This window comes from Gemmobacter lanyuensis, assembly GCF_014652355.1.
Classification (GTDB): Bacteria; Pseudomonadota; Alphaproteobacteria; order Rhodobacterales; family Rhodobacteraceae; genus Gemmobacter; species Gemmobacter lanyuensis.
Genome location: NZ_BMYQ01000005.1, coordinates 1 through 16,233, shown reverse-complemented (window position 1 = coordinate 16,233; position 16,233 = coordinate 1). Strand labels below are relative to the sequence as shown.

The following is a 16,233-nucleotide window of genomic DNA, read 5'->3' as shown; positions in this document are numbered from 1 at the left end:
CGATGATGAAGCGTGCGATTGTACTTGCAGCCGGTCTGGCATGTCTGGCTGGGGCGGTGCAGGCCGAAGGGCTGAAATCCTCGATGCTTCCCAAGGCCCGTCCCGGCACCGTCGTCCCTGCTGCCCCGACGGAACCGCTGGTCGTGTCGGTTTCCACCACCAATGCCGTTGTGCCGCTGACCCGCCCGCGCCCGCGCCCGGCAGGGCTGGTGACAGACGCACCCGCACCGGAACCCGCGCCCGAGGCGCCCGTGGTGGATGAGGCCTCGGTCGCGCTGGTGTCAGCCGTCACCGTGCCGATGACGCGCCCGCGCCCCCGGCCTGCCGATCTGGCCATCGCCCCGCAGGAAGAGGCACCCAAGCGCAAGGGCTGGGGCATCTTCAAGGCCGCCGCCGTCCGCACCGTGCCGGGCAAGACTGCGGTCCTGCCCAAGAAGGGCTCGGTCTGTGGCGACCCCGACATTCGCGGCGAAGAGATCGCGCCCATCACCAGCCGCGTGCGGGGCTGCGGCATCGAAGACCCGGTGAAGGTGACGGCAATCGCCGGCGTGACCTTCAGCCAGCCCGCTACCATCACCTGCGACACCGCCATCGCCGCCAAGAAGTGGATCGAGCGCGGCATCCAGCCCGCCTTCGACAATGCCGTAGTGCAGTTGCAGATCGCGGGCAGCTATGTCTGCCGCCCGCGCAATGGCGTGCGCGGCAACAAGGTCAGCGAACATGGTCGCGGCCGCGCGCTGGACGTATCGGGCTTCGTTCTGTCAAATGGCAAGACGTTGTCGGTGGCGCAGGATTATCGCAAATCCAAGGCGATGAAGGCCGCGCACAAGGCGGCCTGCGGCCCCTATGGCACCACGCTGGGGCCGGGGTCGGATGGGTTCCACGAAGACCATATCCATGTGGATATCGTCAGCTATCGCAACGGCACCTACTGCCGCTGATCAGCGTTCCGTCAGCTTCAGCTCGATCCGCCGGTTCTGGGCGCGGGCCTCGGCGCCATCGCCTTCGGCCACGGGTTGCCATTCGCCAAAGCCGGTTGCGGCAAGGCGGTTCGGCGGAAAGCCCAGCTGATCCTGCATGAACCGCACCACCGACAGCGCCCGCGCCTGGCTGAGTTCCCAGTTGTCGCGGAAGGCGCCGGTGCCCGAAAGCGGCACATTGTCGGTATGGCCATCGACCCGGATGATCCAGTCGATGCCGGGCGGAATATCCCCTGAAATCTCGGTCAGGGTCTGCACGACTTTGGCGATCTGCGCCTGACCTTCGGGCGCCAGATCGGCCGATCCGGGGTTGAACAGCACCTCAGAGGAAAAGACGAAACGGTCGCCCACGATCCGCACGCCTTCACGGCCCGCCAGAACCTCACGCAGCTGGCCGAAGAATTCCGACCGGAATTTTTCAAGGTTCAGCTTCTCGGCCTCAAGCCGCGCGCGTTCGGCGGCCTCCAGCTCGGCCCGGCGCTTTTGCTCCGCCGCTACCTGCGCCAGTGCAGAATTGAGCTGCCCGCCCAGATTTTCCAGCTGCACCTTGGCCGCCGCATCGCGCGATTGTGCGGCATCGAGCAGCCCCTGCAATTCCCCCAGTTGCGTCCGCAGCGCGGCGATCTGCTGATTCAGAAGGGCAACCCGGCGCGCGGCCTCGGCCGATTTCGCCTCTTGCTGGGCCAGCAGCGCCTTGGCGGTTTCGGCCAAGTCGGCCTTTTCCACATCCACCCCCTGCGCTGCAGCGAGAAGGGTGAGCGTTTCTTCCGCCCGTTTGCGTTGTTCTTCGAGCGAGAGGGTCAGCGCCGTCAGTTCGGTGTCCGAGGCCTTGAGCTTTTCGCGCAGCGCCTCAAGGGCGGCGGCGTCCACCAGACGTGAGGCCTCGGCATCGGTCAGCTTCACAGCCTGGGTCGCATTCTCGGCCTTCAGCTTGTCGGCCAGCGCCTGCATCGCATCGGCGCGGGCGGCGGCCAGACGCGCGGCCTCTGTCTGGCTGTCGATCTCTTCCCGCGCCTTGGCGAGCGCCAGGTTCAGCGCCTCTTGTTCCGTCATCAGCTTGGTCTGGGCGGCCTTCAGATCCTCAACCGAGGCGGTCAGGCTGCCGACCTCGCCCCGCGCGGCATCGCGTTCGGCGATCAGGCTTGCAACCTGCGCCTCAAAGCTGGTGATCCGGGCCTGTGCGCCTTCCAGCGCGGTGGTCTTGTCGGAAAGTTGCGATGACAGCGATGAAATCAGCGAGGCTTGCTCCTCGCCCTTGGCGCGGGCGGCGGCAAGGCTTGCGGTCAGGCTGCCGACTTCGGCCTGCAGACCCTCGGCCTTCTTGCGTTCCAGCCCCAGCGCATCGGCCAGTTGCGAAACCTGCACCCCAAGCGCGTCCAGCTCATTTTCCTTGGTGGTGATGGTCTGTTGCAGAACCGATTGCATGACGGTGAAGATGGTCAGGATGAACATCAGCACCATCAAAAGGGTGGTCACAGCATCCACAAAGCCCGGCCAGACCATGCCCTCATTGTTGCGAACTGAGCCGCGGCGCGAAAGACCCATCTCAGGCCCTCGTCCGCAAGAGTTGCCGCACGGCCTGCGTCAGCCCGCCCAGATCGGATCGCAGATCCGCCAGCGTTTCCTGCCGCCCGGCCGAGATTTCTTCCAGAATCCGCAGCAGCTGCACATCAATCGACCGCAGGCGCATCCGGCTTTCGGCATCAATGTGCGGGCCGCCCGTTTCGCCCGTCAGGGCGGTGATCAGCCGATCCTGCCCATCCGCGATACGTGCCAGAAGGGCGGTCTGCGCCTGATCGGCCTCAAGCCGCGTGGTCAGATGGGTGACAGCTTCGGCAAGTTCGGCCAGCCGGTCGTCGGCGGTGGTGCGGCTGACCTCGGTCTGGCTGACCATCATCTGCAGGTTTTCGATCTGGTCCGAGAGATTGTCGAGCACCTGCGCCAGCTGCCCCATCCCGCCGCCATCCCCTTCGCCCGCCTCAAGCCCGATGCGGGTGATGGACGACAGCCATTCCTCAAGCTCGCGGTAAAAGCGGTTCTGGCCATGGCCGGCAAACAGCTCCAGCAGGCCGATCACCAGCGACCCGGCAAGGCCAAGCAGCGAAGACGAGAACGCCGTCCCCATCCCGCCCAGCTGGCTTTCCAGCCCGCCCATCAGCTTGCCAAAGATCTGCAGGCTGGATTCGCCCTCTTGCGGGGCCAGCGATCGGATGGTTTCCACAATGGCCGGGACAGTGGTCGCAAGCCCATAGAACGTGCCCAAAAGCCCGAGGAAGATCATCAGGTTGGCAAGATAGCGCGTGATATCGCGCGCCTCGTCGATGCGGGTGGCCACGGAATCGAGGATGGACCGCGACGAACTGGAGGACAGCTGCAACCGCGCCGTGCGCGGCCCCAGCAGTGCCGCGAGCGGCCCGAGGATACGCGGCGCGCTGGTTACATCGGCGCCGGGGCGGTCCTGCACGAAGGCATCCAGCCAGCTGACCGATTTCACCAGCTGCCAGACCTGCCAGAAACAGGTCAGGATCCCCAGCGCGAACACCGACAGGATGAACAGGTTCAGCGGCGGGTTCGAGGCGATGATTCCCCGCAACACCGGCATCATCACCCAGATGCCCGAAATCACCAACCCGATCACGATCAGCATCAGGATGATCTGGCGGATGGGCTGCGCGAAGACGGGGGCCGCGCTGGGGGCAAGTCTGGTCATGCCTCGTCCTTTTCCGGTGGTGCCGGGCTGCTCTGGTTTTGGGGCAAGTGTAGGGGCAGCACGGCGCGCTGCCAAGCCGTCAAGGCAAAGCGGCGGTCAGTTGCCGCACCCGCGCTGACAGCCATTCGAGATCGGGGTCGGCAAGACCAAGCTCCGCCAGATGGGCGGCGGTGTTCCACAGGTAATCTCGGTTCGGTCCGCGCCCGCCCGTGGCCTGCGCGATGATCTGTGCCTGTTCTTCCAGTGGCAGCCCCCCGCAATACTGCACGTGATCAGGGTCGATCACGTAGGCGAGGCATTCCAGCACCTCATCCCCCGCAGTGACGGGCAGACGGGTTTCCAGATAGGCGGAGGAGACAAGCTCGCGCTCGCGCAGTTCGGCTAGGGTGTGTTCCTCGGCCCCCGGCGACACGCGGAAGGCCACGCCGTCGCAAACCGCCCCCTCGGCCCGGTCGAGCGCGAGGACAAGGCCCGGTGCTTCCTCGGTGCCGCGATGGTGGATTGACCGCATGCAGAAGCTGCGGTGCCAGCCGGTCAGGCGCGCGATGCGGCGTTCCGCCACCGGAAAGCCGGGATGCCAGATCAAGGAACCGTAACCGAAGACCCACATGGCTGGCCCTCCCTTCCGGACCCCTGTAAACTGGGCCGCTGACAAGGAAAAGAGGCGGATATGCGGGCGCTGGTCTGGATCGTGGCGATCCTCGGGGTTTTGTGGTGCGGGTGGTGGTTCGTCGGGGAACGTGGGGCCGAAAAGGCGGTGGCCATGGTGATGGATCAGGCCGCGGTGCGTGGCCTTGCGGTCCGCCATGCCGGGGTCGAGGTTGCGGGCTTTCCCAACCGCTTTGATGTGACACTCACAGAGCCGCGGGTTGAGGATGTCGCGCATGGCGTGACCTGGTCCGCACCGTTCGCACAGATCCTGACGCTCAGCTATGCGCCTTGGAACCTGATTGCCGCCTTGCCGGATGATCAGACGATTTCGCTTCAAGGGCAGGAGGTTGCGCTGAAGTCCACCCGGATGCAGGGGTCGCTGTTTACCCGGCCGCTGCCGTCCGTGCCGTTGAAACGGCTCGATCTGGTGGCAGAAGGGGTCAGCCTGCGATCGGATCTGGGCTGGTCGCTTGGGGTCGGATCGGCCAATGCGGCGCTGATCGCGGGGGAGGGGACGCAGGCGCAGCTGGCGTTGCGGATGCTGGATCTGGTGCCGGATCAGGCGCTGACGGCGGCCCTTGCGACCACCGATCTGCCCGGCACGGTCGAGCGGCTGTCGCTGCTGGCCGACCTGACGCTGCGCGCGCCGATTGCGCTGATGGATGGCGCGCCGCAGGTGGAGGCGGTGGATCTGCGCGAGGCGCTGGTCACATGGGGACCGGTCAAGGTGAAGGGTGAAGGGCGTCTGGTGGCCGATGCGCAGGGACAGGCCGAAGGCACCATCACCTTTACCGTTCAAGGATGGCGTGAGGCGCTGACGGCCGCCGAGGCCATGGGCCTTGTGCCCGCGCGGTTCCAAGTGGCGCTGCGGTCGGTGGCCGAAAACCTTGCTGTGCAATCGAAGGTGCCGGGGCAGCTTGATCTGCCGCTGGTGGCACGGAACGGGCGGATGATGCTGGGGCCCATCCCGCTCGGCGCGGCGCCGCTGTTACGGTAGAATGACCTTGGAGACAACGCGGTCGATTTCGGCACCATCACGCATCAGCCGCGCTGTGCCGTGATAGGTGCCGGGCGGCCAGGAGTCGTCGCGCAGCTTGCGTCCGACAGCGCGGAAGGCGCGGGCCTGAGGTCGGTCAAAGGTGAAGCTTTCTTCGACCAGCGTTTCTAATGGGCCGGAAAGTTGCAGGATCAGGCGGTCACCCTTGCGGGTGCCGTAAAGCTGGGCCCAAAAGACCAGCGCCGGGGCGGTGTCACTGGCGGGTGGGGCGGTCCCGGCCTTTACGGCGTCAAACTCAGGGATTTCTGGCGCGAACCCGGCCGAGACGATGCCTCCCGCCACATAGGGTAGCGGCGCCTGCCAAAGACCTTTGGCCGCGGGGCCGCAGGCCTGCGCATCCGGTACAAAGGGATCGACCGGACGGCCATTGCGCCGGACGGTCAGGTGCAGATGCGGAAATTCGGTATTGCCCGACAGGCCCACCTGGCCAAGCGCCTGCCCCGCCTGAACCTTTTGCCCGGCGGCCACCTGCACCGAGCCGCGCTTGAGGTGGCAATACTGCGTCTCCCACCCGTGCGCATGGGTGATCGCGATGCCATTGCCACAGTCCTGCCCGTTCAGCGCTGGCGCCGCCGGATCCGAGATGCGAAGATCGGCCATGCCATCCCGCATGCCCCGCACCACCCCATCCGCCGCCGCGCGGACCGTGACACCCGCCGCCATCGCGGCATCTGAGACCAGCGCGAAATCGGTGCCGTCATGCCCGTCATAAGTCAGGCTGCCACAGGTGAAATCGCGTGCCGCGGGGCCGGGGTCGTGATCGGGGAATTGCTGGATGAAACAGGTCTCGCCCAGCGTGCAATCCAGTGGTAACGCCAAATCAAAGGCCCCCGCTGTCGCGGGGGCCAGTGTCAGACACAGCGCAAGTCGGCCGATCATTCCGCCGTCAGCAGCGGTGGTTTTTGCCCGGTCAGCCGCGGCTTGCCCGGTTCCTCGATGATCAGCTCGATCTTTTCGTCCTTCACGGTGACGCGCACCACGCCGCCTTTGATCAACCGACCAAAGAGCAACTCCTCGGCCAAAGGCTTCTTGATGTTTTCCTGGATCACACGGCCCAGCGGACGCGCGCCCATCTTGTCATCATAGCCCTTGTCACCCAGCCATTGCGCGGCCTCTGCCGTCAGCTCGATATGGACATTGCGGTCCATGAGCTGGGCTTCCAGCTGCAGCACGAACTTCTCGACCACCTGATTGATCGTCTCGCGCGCCAGGGGCGCGAAGCTGATCACCGCATCCAGACGGTTGCGGAATTCGGGCGTGAAGGTCCGTTCGATGGCGGCGGTGTCTTCGCCGGTGCGACGGTCGCGGCCAAAACCGAAGGCGGCCTTGGCCTGATCGGCGGCCCCGGCGTTCGAGGTCATGATCAGGATCACATTGCGGAAATCCACCTGACGGCCGTTATGGTCGGTCAGTTTGCCGTGGTCCATCACCTGCAGCAGGATGTTGTAGACATCCGGGTGCGCCTTTTCAATTTCGTCGAGCAGCAGCACGCAATGCGGGTGCTGATCAACACCATCCGTCAGCATACCCCCCTGATCGAACCCCACATAGCCGGGCGGGGCGCCGATCAGACGGCTGACGGCGTGTTTCTCCATATACTCCGACATGTCGAAGCGCAGAAGTTCTACCCCCAGCGTATTGGCCAGCTGCTTGGCGACCTCGGTCTTGCCAACACCCGTCGGCCCGGCAAACAGGTAGTTGCCGATCGGCTTTTCCGGCTCGCGCAGGCCCGCACGGGCCAGCTTGATCGCCGAAGACAGCGCCTCGATCGCCTTGTCCTGACCGAAGACCACGCGTTTCAGGGTCTTTTCCAGATCGCGCAGGATTTCGGCATCGTCTTTCGACACCGATTTCGGCGGGATGCGGGCGATCTTGGCCACGACAGATTCGATTTCCTTGATGCCGATGGTCTTACGGCGCTTGGCCGTCGGCAGCAGGTGCTGGGCGGCACCGGCTTCGTCGATCACGTCGATGGCGCTGTCAGGCAGCTTGCGGTCATGGATATAGCGCGCGGCCAGTTCCACCGCCGATTTGATCGCCTCGGCCGTATAGCGCAGATCGTGATGTTCCTCAAAATTGGGCTTGAGGCCCATGAGGATCTTGATCGCATCCGGCACCGAAGGTTCGTTCACGTCGATCTTCTGGAACCGGCGCGACAGTGCGCGGTCCTTTTCAAAGTGCTGACGGAACTCTTTGTAAGTGGTCGATCCCATGCAGCGCAGCTTGCCGCCCTGCAGCGCGGGTTTGAGAAGGTTTGACGCATCCATCGCCCCGCCCGAGGTCGCCCCCGCGCCGATGACGGTATGGATTTCGTCGATGAAAAGGATCGCGTCGGGGTGATCCTCCATCTCTTTGACGACGGCCTTCAGGCGTTCCTCAAAATCCCCACGATAGCGGGTCCCTGCAAGCAGTGCGCCCATGTCGAGGCTGTAAATCGTTGCGCCAGAAAGAATTTCCGGCGTTTCGCCATCGACGATCTTCTTGGCCAGACCTTCCGCAATGGCGGTCTTGCCGACACCGGGGTCGCCCACCAGCAGCGGGTTGTTCTTGCGGCGGCGGCAGAGCACCTGGATCGCGCGCTCCACCTCTTGCTCGCGGCCGATCAGCGGGTCGACGTCGCCCTTGCGGGCCTTCACGTTCAGATCGACACAGTATTTCGAAAGGGCGGATTCCTTCGCCTCACCTGCCTCGCCCTTGGGCGTTTCGTGATGGGGTTCTTCAGAGCCGGTCACCGGGCGGCTTTCGCCATAGCCCGGGTCCTTGGCGACACCATGGGCGATGAAATTCACCGCATCATAGCGCGTCATATCCTGTTCTTGCAGGAAATAGGCGGCGTTCGATTCCCGTTCGGCGAAGATGGCGACAAGGACATTGGCCCCGGTCACCTCGGTCCGCCCCGAGGATTGCACATGGATCGCGGCGCGCTGGATCACGCGCTGGAATGCGGCCGTGGGCACGGCTTCCGACCCTTCGACATCGGTGACCAGCGTCGAGAGGTCATCATCGATGAAGTCGGTCAGAGTCTTGCGCAGATCATCGAGATCGACCGAGCAGGCCTTCATCACCCGCGCTGCGTCGGGTTCATCGATCAACGCAAGCAGCAGGTGTTCCAGCGTCGCAAGTTCGTGACGACGGGCATTGGCGAGGGCCAGGGCGCCATGGATGGCCTGTTCAAGGGTGGTCGAAAAAGATGGCACGACAGAGTGCTCCTTCCTTCTGGTCGGCGGGTGGGGGCCCCATCTCCGACCGTGGCCTCATAAGGTTAAAGTTCGGTTTTCTTTGCGGCGCTTCAAGCCCTATTTGGAAGATTTACCGCTTTCGTGCGGCTTGGTTGCAATTTGTGATCGGCGGCGTCCGTCATCGTCTCAGAAATTATCCTTGCGGCTTCGGAGCATGGCGAAAACATCGGCATCCGGTGCATTCTCCATGCCAAGCGCCTGTTTCAGGGCCGGATCGCGGGCGCGCAAAAAGGGATTGGTCGCCAGTTCCTCGGCCAGGGTTGAAGGCACGGTGGGTTCCCCCGCGGCACGGGCGCGGGCGATGCGGTCCAGACGGGCGGCCAGCGCAGGCGTCAAATCAAGGCTTGCGGCAAAGCGGGCGTTGCTTTCGGTGTATTCATGGCCCGAACAGACCAGCGTTTCGGGGGGCAGGGCGGCAAGTTTCGACAGGCTGTCCCACATCTGGGCCGGGGTGCCTTCAAACAGGCGGCCGCAGCCCATGGCCATCAGGCTGTCGGCTGTGAACACAAGCCCCGCGGCGGGGATGTGAAAGGCGATATGGCCGACCGTATGGCCCGAAACATCCATGACCCGCACCTCGGCCGGGCCAAAGGCAAAGCTGTCGCCCTCTGCCACCGCAAGATCGAGAGGCGGCAGGCGATGGGCATCAGCGGCGGCACCGACCACAATGGGGCTGTGCCGTGCCGCCAGGTCGGGCAGGCCATCGACATGGTCCCAGTGGTGATGCGTCAGCAGCACATGGGTCAGCTGCCAGTTCCGATCCGCCAGTGCCTTCAGGATCGGCGCGGCCTCGGGCACATCCACGCAGGCGGTGGCTCCGGTTTCCGGATCATGGACCAGAAAGGCGTAATTGTCCTTGAGACACGGCACCGTCACGAGTTCGAGCATGGCATTTCCCGGCGTTTTCGATAAGTTGGTCCCAGATTGCTGTGAAGCGGAACCTGCTGCAATGCATCTTGATGTGCTGGACCTGCGGAATTTCTATTACCGGACGCCTCTGGGGCGGGTCGCACAGCGGGCCATCCGGGATCAGGTGGTGGCCATGTGGCCGCCCGCGCCGGGCCAGACGGTCGCGGGGTTCGGCTTTGCGCTGCCGCTGCTGCGCCCCTACCTGACCGAGGCGCGGCGGGTCATCGGCCTGCTGCCGGGTCCGCAAGGTGTCATGCCCTGGCCCGCCGGGATGGAGAATGTCAGCCTCCTGTGCGAGGAAACCGCCTGGCCGATTTCCAGCGGCTTTGTCGACCGGCTGATCCTGATGCATGGGCTTGAAACCTCGGAGCAGCCCTCGGCCGTGCTGGAGGAATGTCACCGTGTGCTGGGGCCGGGGGGAAAGGCGCTGTTTGTGGTGCCGAACCGGTCGGGCCTGTGGGCGCGGGGCGATGGCACGCCCTTCGGCTTTGGTCGGCCCTATTCGCTGCGCCAGCTTGAGGCGCAGTTGCGCCGCCACGGGTTCACCCCGGAACGGCATGTGGCCGCGCTGTATGCCCCGCCCTCGGGCAAGCGGTTCTGGCTGCGGACGGCGGCGTTCTGGGAAGGCGCCGGTCGGCGTTGCGCGCCCTGGCTTGCCGGCGGGGTGCTGCTGGTCGAGGCGTCAAAACAGGTCTATGCGCCCACACGCGGCGGCCTGGGCGCGGTGGTCCGCAAGCCGCTGAAGGTGCTGGAGGGGGTGGGGCAGGGGGTGCCGGAGCCTGCACTGAACCACAGTCTCGACTGACGCACGCCCATTTCGCGGGCGGTTCCGGCAGGTCGCGCCCCGCGGCGATCGGGTCGTTTCCGCGCTTTCGCGCGGGGCAGAGGGGGCGGCCTGATCCCACCCGCCGGGGGCGATTCCCGGCCGTCAGTCTCTGTTTCGATGCAAATGACCAATAACGGCCCGCTGACGGAAATGTTTGCGCCGAACAGGCCTTTTTTCTGCCCTGTTCACGGTTGCGGCATTGGGGTTCCTCTGCTAGAGACGCCTCGAATTTGAGACGCATGGTCCTCATGCGCCAACAATAGCCTCTGGCCTGCGCGGCGCTTTTCGTGCGGGTCAAGGGGCAGAGCCAGCGGAAGGGTTGACGTGTCCGAACCAGCTTCGATCTCCTCCGGCATTGCCGCGCGTTACGCAACCGCCCTTTTCGACCTCTCCAAGGAAGAAAATGGCCTCGGGGCACTTGAGAAGGATGTCGATCTGCTCGACGCCGCTCTCTCGGCTTCGGCAGACCTGCGTGACCTGATCTCTTCGCCGATCTATTCGCGCGACGATCAAGGGAATGCCATCGCCGCCATCGCGGCCAAATCGGGTCTTTCGGCCCTGACCACCAATACGCTCAAGCTCATGGCGGCCAAGCGCCGCCTGTTCGTGCTGCCGCAACTGGTGGCCGACCTGCGTGCCCGCATCGCAGCGGAAAAGGGTGAAGTGACGGCCGAAGTGACCGCTGCTGCCGCCCTGTCGCAAGAGCAGGCCGACAAACTGGCCGCGACGCTGAAAGCGCGCGTCGGCAAGGACGTCAAAGTGAAACTCGCCGTCGATGAGAGCCTCATCGGCGGTCTCGTCGTCAAGCTGGGCTCGACCATGATCGACACCTCGATCAAGTCCAAGCTCTCGGCTCTCCAGAATGCAATGAAAGAGGTTGGGTGATGGGAATCCAGGCTGCTGAGATCTCTGCGATCCTCAAGGAGCAGATCAAGAACTTCGGCACGGACGCTGCCGTGGCTGAAGTCGGCCGTGTGCTGTCCGTCGGTGACGGTATTGCGCGCGTCCACGGGCTGGACAACGTCCAGGCCGGCGAGATGGTGGAATTCCCCGGCGGCATCCGCGGGATGGCGCTGAACCTCGAAGTCGACAACGTCGGCGTCGTGATCTTCGGTTCCGACCAGGACATCAAGGAAGGCGACACCGTCAAGCGCACCAAGTCGATCGTGGACGTGCCCGCGGGTGACGCCCTGCTCGGCCGCGTTGTGGACGGTCTGGGCAACCCGATCGACGGCAAAGGCCCGATCGCGGCCACCGAGCGTCGCATCGCCGACGTGAAAGCCCCCGGCATCATCCCGCGCAAATCGGTGCATGAGCCGATGGCGACCGGCCTCAAGGCCGTGGACGCGATGATCCCCGTTGGCCGTGGCCAGCGCGAACTGATCATCGGCGACCGTCAGACCGGCAAGACCGCCGTGGCGCTCGACACCATCCTGAACCAGAAGTCGTATAACGAAGCGGCTGGCTCGGACGAGTCGAAGAAGCTCTACTGCATCTACGTCGCCGTGGGTCAGAAGCGTTCGACCGTTGCCCAGCTGGTGAAGAAGCTCGAAGAAACCGGCGCCATCGACTATACCATCGTCGTGGCTGCGACCGCTTCGGACCCGGCTCCGATGCAGTTCCTCGCGCCCTATGCTGCGACCGCGATGGCGGAATACTTCCGCGACAACGGCCGTCACGCCCTGATCATCTATGATGATCTGTCGAAACAAGCCGTTGCCTACCGTCAGATGTCGCTGCTGCTGCGCCGTCCGCCGGGGCGTGAAGCCTATCCGGGCGACGTGTTCTACCTCCACTCGCGTCTGCTGGAGCGTTCGGCCAAGCTGAACGAAGATTTCGGGGCTGGCTCGCTGACCGCGCTGCCGATCATCGAAACCCAGGGCGGCGACGTGTCGGCCTTCATTCCGACCAACGTGATCTCGATCACCGACGGCCAGATCTTCCTGGAAACCGAACTGTTCTACCAGGGCATCCGCCCGGCCGTGAACACCGGTCTGTCGGTGTCGCGCGTGGGTTCGTCGGCTCAGACCAACTCGATGAAAACCGTGGCCGGCCCGGTGAAACTGTCGCTCGCCCAGTACCGCGAGATGGCCGCTTTCGCCCAGTTCGGTTCGGACCTCGACGCCTCGACCCAGGCTCTGCTGAACCGCGGCGCCCGTCTGACCGAGCTGATGAAACAGCCGCAATACTCGCCGCTGACCAACGCGGAAATCGTCTGCGTGATCTACGCGGGCACCGCGGGCTTCCTCGACAAGGTCGCCGTCAAGGACGTGGGCCGTTTCGAAGCGGGCCTGCTGTCCTACCTGCGCGGTCAGCGCAAGGACATCCTGGACTGGATCACCAACAGCGATCCGAAGATCAAGGGTGCCGACGAAGAGAAACTGAAGGCTGCGATCGCTGATTTCGCCAAGACCTTCGCTTGATCCGTCTGAGGGGACAGGGACATGCCCAGCCTTAAGGACCTAAAAAACCGGATCGGAAGCGTCAAGAACACGCGGAAGATCACGAAGGCCATGCAGATGGTGGCGGCGGCGAAACTTCGCCGCGCCCAGGATGCCGCCGAAGCGGCCCGCCCCTATGCCGAACGGATGAATGCCGTGATGGCGGGGTTGGCCTCCTCGGTGGCGGGTTCGGCAAGCGCGCCCCGGCTTCTGGCCGGGACGGGCGCCGACCGCGTCCATCTGCTGGTGGTGATGACGGCGGAACGCGGCCTCTGCGGCGGCTTCAACTCGACCATCGTGCGGCTTGCCCGCGCGCATGCGAACGAGCTGTTGGCGCAGGGCAAAGTCGTGAAGATCCTCACGGTCGGCAAGAAAGGCCGTGAACAGCTGAAGCGTGACCTGAGCGACAAGTTCGTCGGTCACGTGGACCTGACCGAAGTGAAGCGCGTGGGCTATGCCAACGCGCAGGATATCGCCCGCGACATCCTCGCCCGCTTTGAAGGCGGCGAATTCGATGTGGCGACGATCTTCTTCAACCGCTTCCAGTCGGTCATCAGCCAGGTGCCCACGGCACAGCAGATCATTCCGGCCAAGCTGGAAGGCGGCTCGTCCGCGGCTCTTTATGACTACGAGCCCGACGAGGAAGCCATCCTGGCCGACCTGCTGCCGCGCGGCGTCGCAACGCAGATCTTCACCGCACTGCTGGAGAACGGGGCCTCCGAACAGGGTGCCCGGATGAGCGCAATGGACAACGCCACCCGCAACGCGGGCGACATGATCAACAAGCTGACGATCCAGTACAACCGGAGCCGTCAGGCCGCGATCACCAAAGAGCTTATCGAAATCATCTCGGGCGCCGAGGCGCTCTGACCCGTACGGAGATAACGACATGGCACAAGCACAAGGCAAAGTGACGCAAGTCATCGGCGCCGTTGTGGACGTCCAGTTCGACGGCGCCCTGCCGGCGATTCTGAACGCCCTCGAAACCGACAACAACGGCAAGAAACTGGTTCTGGAAGTTGCCCAGCACCTCGGCGAGAACACCGTTCGCACCATCGCCATGGACGCGACCGAAGGTCTGGTCCGTGGCGCCGCGGTCAGCGACACCGGCGCGCCGATCTCGGTTCCGGTGGGTGACGCGACCCTCGGCCGCATCCTGAACGTCATCGGCGAGCCGGTGGACGAAAAGGGCCCGGTCGTGGCGAAAGAAACCCGCGCCATCCACCAGCCCGCCCCGGACTTCGCCAGCCAGGCGACCGAGAGCCAGGTTCTCGTGACCGGCATCAAGGTCATCGACCTGCTGGCCCCCTACGCCAAAGGCGGCAAGATCGGCCTGTTCGGCGGCGCCGGCGTGGGCAAGACCGTTCTCATCATGGAACTGATCAACAACATCGCAAAGGTGCACTCGGGCTTCTCCGTGTTTGCCGGTGTTGGCGAGCGGACCCGTGAAGGCAATGACCTCTACCACGAAATGATCGAATCCGGCGTTATCAAGACCGATAACCTCGCGGAATCGAAAGTGGCGCTGGTGTATGGTCAGATGAACGAACCCCCGGGGGCCCGTGCCCGCGTGGCGCTGACCGGTCTGACGCTGGCAGAACAGTTCCGTGACCAGTCGGGCACCGACGTTCTGTTCTTCGTGGACAACATCTTCCGCTTCACCCAGGCGGGTTCGGAAGTGTCGGCTCTGCTCGGCCGTATTCCTTCGGCCGTGGGCTACCAGCCGACGCTGGCGACCGACATGGGCGCGCTGCAGGAACGCATCACCTCGACCAAGAACGGCTCGATCACCTCGGTGCAGGCGATCTACGTTCCGGCCGACGACCTGACCGACCCTGCGCCGGCCACCTCGTTCGCCCACCTCGACGCAACGACCGTTCTGTCGCGCGCGATCTCGGAACTCGGGATCTACCCGGCCGTGGACCCGCTGGACTCGACCTCGCGTCTGCTCGACCCGGCCGTCATCGGGGAAGAGCACTACAACGTCGCCCGTCAGGTGCAGGGTATCCTCCAGCGCTACAAGTCGCTGCAGGACATCATCGCCATCCTCGGGATGGACGAACTGTCGGAAGAGGACAAGCTGACCGTGGCCCGCGCCCGGAAGATCCAGCGCTTCCTCTCGCAGCCGTTCGACGTGGCGAAAGTGTTCACCGGTTCGGACGGTGTGCAGGTTCCGCTCGACAAGACCATTGCCTCGTTCAAGGCCGTGGTGAATGGCGAGTATGACCACCTGCCGGAAGCCGCCTTCTACATGGTCGGTGACATCGAAGAAGTGAAAGCCAAGGCTGCCAAACTCGCCGCGGCTGCGGCGTAAGGGGGCTGAGAATGGCCAACACCCTGCAATTCGACCTCGTGTCGCCCGAGCGGAAGCTTGCTTCCGTTCAGGCCACCGAGGTGCAGATCCCGGGGACGGACGGCGACCTGACGGCGATGGAAGGCCATGCGGCCACCATCACCACTCTGCGCCCCGGCATCCTCAAGGCGGTTTCCGCCCAAGGGACGCAGGCCTTCGCCGTGACCGGTGGCTTTGCCGAGATCAGCGCTTCGGGCGTCACCGTGCTGGCCGAACGTGCCATTCCGGTGGCAGAGCTTTCGGCGACCGTGATCGACGAGCTGGTGGCCGAGGCCCGTGCCCTGGCCTCCAAGGCCCCGGCCGATCAGAAGGACGCTGCCGAGAAGGTCGTGAATGACCTGCTCGCGCTGCGGGGCGCTTCGGCGCACTGATCGCTGCCCGTGCTGAAGTTATTGAAGGCCCCGATATTTTTCGGGGCCTTCATCATTGCAGCTTCCAGTCCCGGCGGGATTTGTCATTATTGACCCGCGGGAAAGGAGACTTCCATTTTGAGACGTTTCAACACAAGTTCCTTGGGCATCCTGCAAGGCAGCCGGGTGCTGTTTTCCGATTTCGCAGATGGCGGCGTGATGTGGACGGGGCAGGGGCCTCGTGAAAGCCGTTTCATCGTGACCTTCAAGGAAGCCTTCCTCGAACCGCCGGTGGTGATGGTGGGGCTGTCCATGTGGGACATCGACAATATGCACAATTCCCGCGTCGACATCAGCGCCGAGGCGATCACACCGCAGGGCTTTCACATCGTCTTCAAGACCTGGGGGGATACCCGTGTCGCGCGGGTGCGTGCCGACTGGACCGCGATGGGCCAGGTTCGCGGCGAAGATGACTGGGTTCTGGAATGACGGCATGAAAAAAGGGGCGCCCGCGGCCCAGCCCGTGCGATAAATGTTGATGCCGTTCTGCGAGAGTGGAACGGCAATTGTTAAGATACCTCACTGATGAGGTGCATTAGCGGGGCGGAATTTGACCAGATTTCAGATCTGTGAATACCGGCCGATCATAGATGGACTGCCGTAGGGTCAGGACCCATTAAACGGCTTGAGGCTGCCCTTCCTGCGTGATTCAAGCTC

15 protein-coding genes are annotated in these 16,233 nt (G+C 64.3%); 9 read left to right on the top strand and 6 right to left on the bottom strand.

All coding sequences use genetic code 11. The annotated features are described in order from the left end of the window. Nucleotides 1-2 precede the first annotated feature (2 nt). Nucleotides 3-941 carry an extensin-like domain-containing protein gene (locus IE101_RS09720; protein ID WP_229804090.1) on the top strand — a complete coding sequence of 313 codons (939 nt, stop codon included), beginning with the start codon at nt 3-5 and terminating at the stop codon, nt 939-941. On the opposite strand, the gene IE101_RS09715 is transcribed toward IE101_RS09720, so the two are convergent. From IE101_RS09715 to IE101_RS09705, 3 genes are all read right to left on the bottom strand, one after another. Next, the gene (locus IE101_RS09715) at nt 942-2,525 is read right to left on the bottom strand and encodes a peptidoglycan -binding protein (protein ID WP_189633642.1); all 1,584 of its coding nucleotides are present in this window, start codon (nt 2,523-2,525) and stop codon (nt 942-944) included. It abuts the gene before it with no gap. 1 nt (nt 2,526) lies between these two features. Further along, entirely contained in the window at nt 2,527-3,690 is a 1,164-nt protein-coding gene (locus IE101_RS09710) for a biopolymer transporter ExbB (protein WP_189633641.1), read from the bottom strand. Between the two features lie 79 nt (nt 3,691-3,769). Then, on the bottom strand, nt 3,770-4,300 hold the full coding sequence (locus tag IE101_RS09705) for a gamma-glutamylcyclotransferase (RefSeq protein WP_189633640.1): 531 nt from the start codon (nt 4,298-4,300) through the stop codon (nt 3,770-3,772). A 60-nt stretch (nt 4,301-4,360) separates the two neighbouring features. Here IE101_RS09705 and IE101_RS09700 point away from each other — a divergent pair, with 60 nt between their 5' ends. After that, nucleotides 4,361-5,338, top strand: coding sequence for a DUF2125 domain-containing protein (locus IE101_RS09700; protein WP_189633639.1), 978 nt, complete (start codon nt 4,361-4,363; stop codon nt 5,336-5,338). On the opposite strand, the gene IE101_RS09695 is transcribed toward IE101_RS09700, so the two are convergent. The 3 genes from IE101_RS09695 to gloB all read right to left on the bottom strand — a co-directional run bounded on the left by IE101_RS09695 (nt 5,330) and on the right by gloB (nt 9,525). Next, nucleotides 5,330-6,277: a M23 family metallopeptidase gene (locus tag IE101_RS09695; protein WP_189633638.1), complete on the bottom strand. Its 948-nt coding sequence runs from the start codon at nt 6,275-6,277 to the stop codon at nt 5,330-5,332. The genes IE101_RS09700 and IE101_RS09695 overlap by 9 nt on opposite strands. Continuing rightward, a complete protein-coding gene (gene clpA, locus IE101_RS09690) occupies nt 6,274-8,595 on the bottom strand; it encodes an ATP-dependent Clp protease ATP-binding subunit ClpA (protein ID WP_189633637.1) in 2,322 nt (773 codons plus the stop codon). Before clpA ends, IE101_RS09695 begins: the two co-directional genes overlap by 4 nt. A 168-nt stretch (nt 8,596-8,763) precedes the next feature. Beyond that, the gene (gloB, locus tag IE101_RS09685) at nt 8,764-9,525 is read right to left on the bottom strand and encodes a hydroxyacylglutathione hydrolase (protein ID WP_189633636.1); all 762 of its coding nucleotides are present in this window, start codon (nt 9,523-9,525) and stop codon (nt 8,764-8,766) included. A gap of 61 nt (nt 9,526-9,586) precedes the next feature. On the opposite strand from gloB, the gene IE101_RS09680 reads away from it, so the two are divergent. The 7 genes from IE101_RS09680 (at nt 9,587) to IE101_RS09650 (ending at nt 16,005) form a co-directional block, all read left to right on the top strand. After that, nucleotides 9,587-10,351: a class I SAM-dependent methyltransferase gene (locus tag IE101_RS09680; RefSeq protein ID WP_189633635.1), complete on the top strand. Its 765-nt coding sequence runs from the start codon at nt 9,587-9,589 to the stop codon at nt 10,349-10,351. Between the two features lie 345 nt (nt 10,352-10,696). Continuing rightward, the gene (locus IE101_RS09675) at nt 10,697-11,257 is read left to right on the top strand and encodes a F0F1 ATP synthase subunit delta (protein WP_189633634.1); all 561 of its coding nucleotides are present in this window, start codon (nt 10,697-10,699) and stop codon (nt 11,255-11,257) included. Beyond that, nucleotides 11,257-12,795: a F0F1 ATP synthase subunit alpha gene (gene atpA / locus IE101_RS09670; RefSeq protein WP_189633633.1), complete on the top strand. Its 1,539-nt coding sequence runs from the start codon at nt 11,257-11,259 to the stop codon at nt 12,793-12,795. The genes IE101_RS09675 and atpA overlap by 1 nt, the downstream gene beginning before the upstream one ends. Nucleotides 12,796-12,816: 21 nt before the next feature. Beyond that, complete coding sequence (locus IE101_RS09665) at nt 12,817-13,683, top strand: F0F1 ATP synthase subunit gamma (protein ID WP_189633632.1); 867 nt, start codon at nt 12,817-12,819, stop codon at nt 13,681-13,683. A 19-nt stretch (nt 13,684-13,702) separates the two neighbouring features. Next, entirely contained in the window at nt 13,703-15,127 is a 1,425-nt protein-coding gene (gene atpD / locus IE101_RS09660; protein WP_189633631.1) for a F0F1 ATP synthase subunit beta, read from the top strand. Between the two features lie 11 nt (nt 15,128-15,138). After that, nucleotides 15,139-15,537, top strand: a complete 399-nt coding sequence (locus IE101_RS09655; RefSeq protein ID WP_189633630.1) for a F0F1 ATP synthase subunit epsilon — start codon at nt 15,139-15,141, stop codon at nt 15,535-15,537. A gap of 117 nt (nt 15,538-15,654) precedes the next feature. Next, nucleotides 15,655-16,005 (top strand): H-type lectin domain-containing protein, encoded by a 351-nt coding sequence (locus IE101_RS09650; RefSeq protein ID WP_189633629.1) that lies wholly within the window; start codon nt 15,655-15,657, stop codon nt 16,003-16,005. The last annotated feature ends 228 nt before the right edge of the window (nt 16,006-16,233 follow it).

Excerpts from the sequence above, each read along its gene's own strand:
- IE101_RS09720 (WP_229804090.1), top strand. The coding sequence starts at position 3 with ATGATGAAGCGTGCGATTGTACTTGCAGCCGGTCTGGCATGTCTGGCT.
- IE101_RS09715 (WP_189633642.1), bottom strand. The coding sequence starts at position 2,525 with ATGGGTCTTTCGCGCCGCGGCTCAGTTCGCAACAATGAGGGCATGGTC.
- IE101_RS09710 (WP_189633641.1), bottom strand. The coding sequence starts at position 3,690 with ATGACCAGACTTGCCCCCAGCGCGGCCCCCGTCTTCGCGCAGCCCATC.
- IE101_RS09705 (WP_189633640.1), bottom strand. The coding sequence starts at position 4,300 with ATGTGGGTCTTCGGTTACGGTTCCTTGATCTGGCATCCCGGCTTTCCG.
- IE101_RS09700 (WP_189633639.1), top strand. The coding sequence starts at position 4,361 with ATGCGGGCGCTGGTCTGGATCGTGGCGATCCTCGGGGTTTTGTGGTGC.
- IE101_RS09695 (WP_189633638.1), bottom strand. The coding sequence starts at position 6,277 with ATGATCGGCCGACTTGCGCTGTGTCTGACACTGGCCCCCGCGACAGCG.
- gloB (WP_189633636.1), bottom strand. The coding sequence starts at position 9,525 with ATGCTCGAACTCGTGACGGTGCCGTGTCTCAAGGACAATTACGCCTTT.
- IE101_RS09680 (WP_189633635.1), top strand. The coding sequence starts at position 9,587 with ATGCATCTTGATGTGCTGGACCTGCGGAATTTCTATTACCGGACGCCT.
- atpA (WP_189633633.1), top strand. The coding sequence starts at position 11,257 with ATGGGAATCCAGGCTGCTGAGATCTCTGCGATCCTCAAGGAGCAGATC.
- IE101_RS09665 (WP_189633632.1), top strand. The coding sequence starts at position 12,817 with ATGCCCAGCCTTAAGGACCTAAAAAACCGGATCGGAAGCGTCAAGAAC.
- atpD (WP_189633631.1), top strand. The coding sequence starts at position 13,703 with ATGGCACAAGCACAAGGCAAAGTGACGCAAGTCATCGGCGCCGTTGTG.
- IE101_RS09655 (WP_189633630.1), top strand. The coding sequence starts at position 15,139 with ATGGCCAACACCCTGCAATTCGACCTCGTGTCGCCCGAGCGGAAGCTT.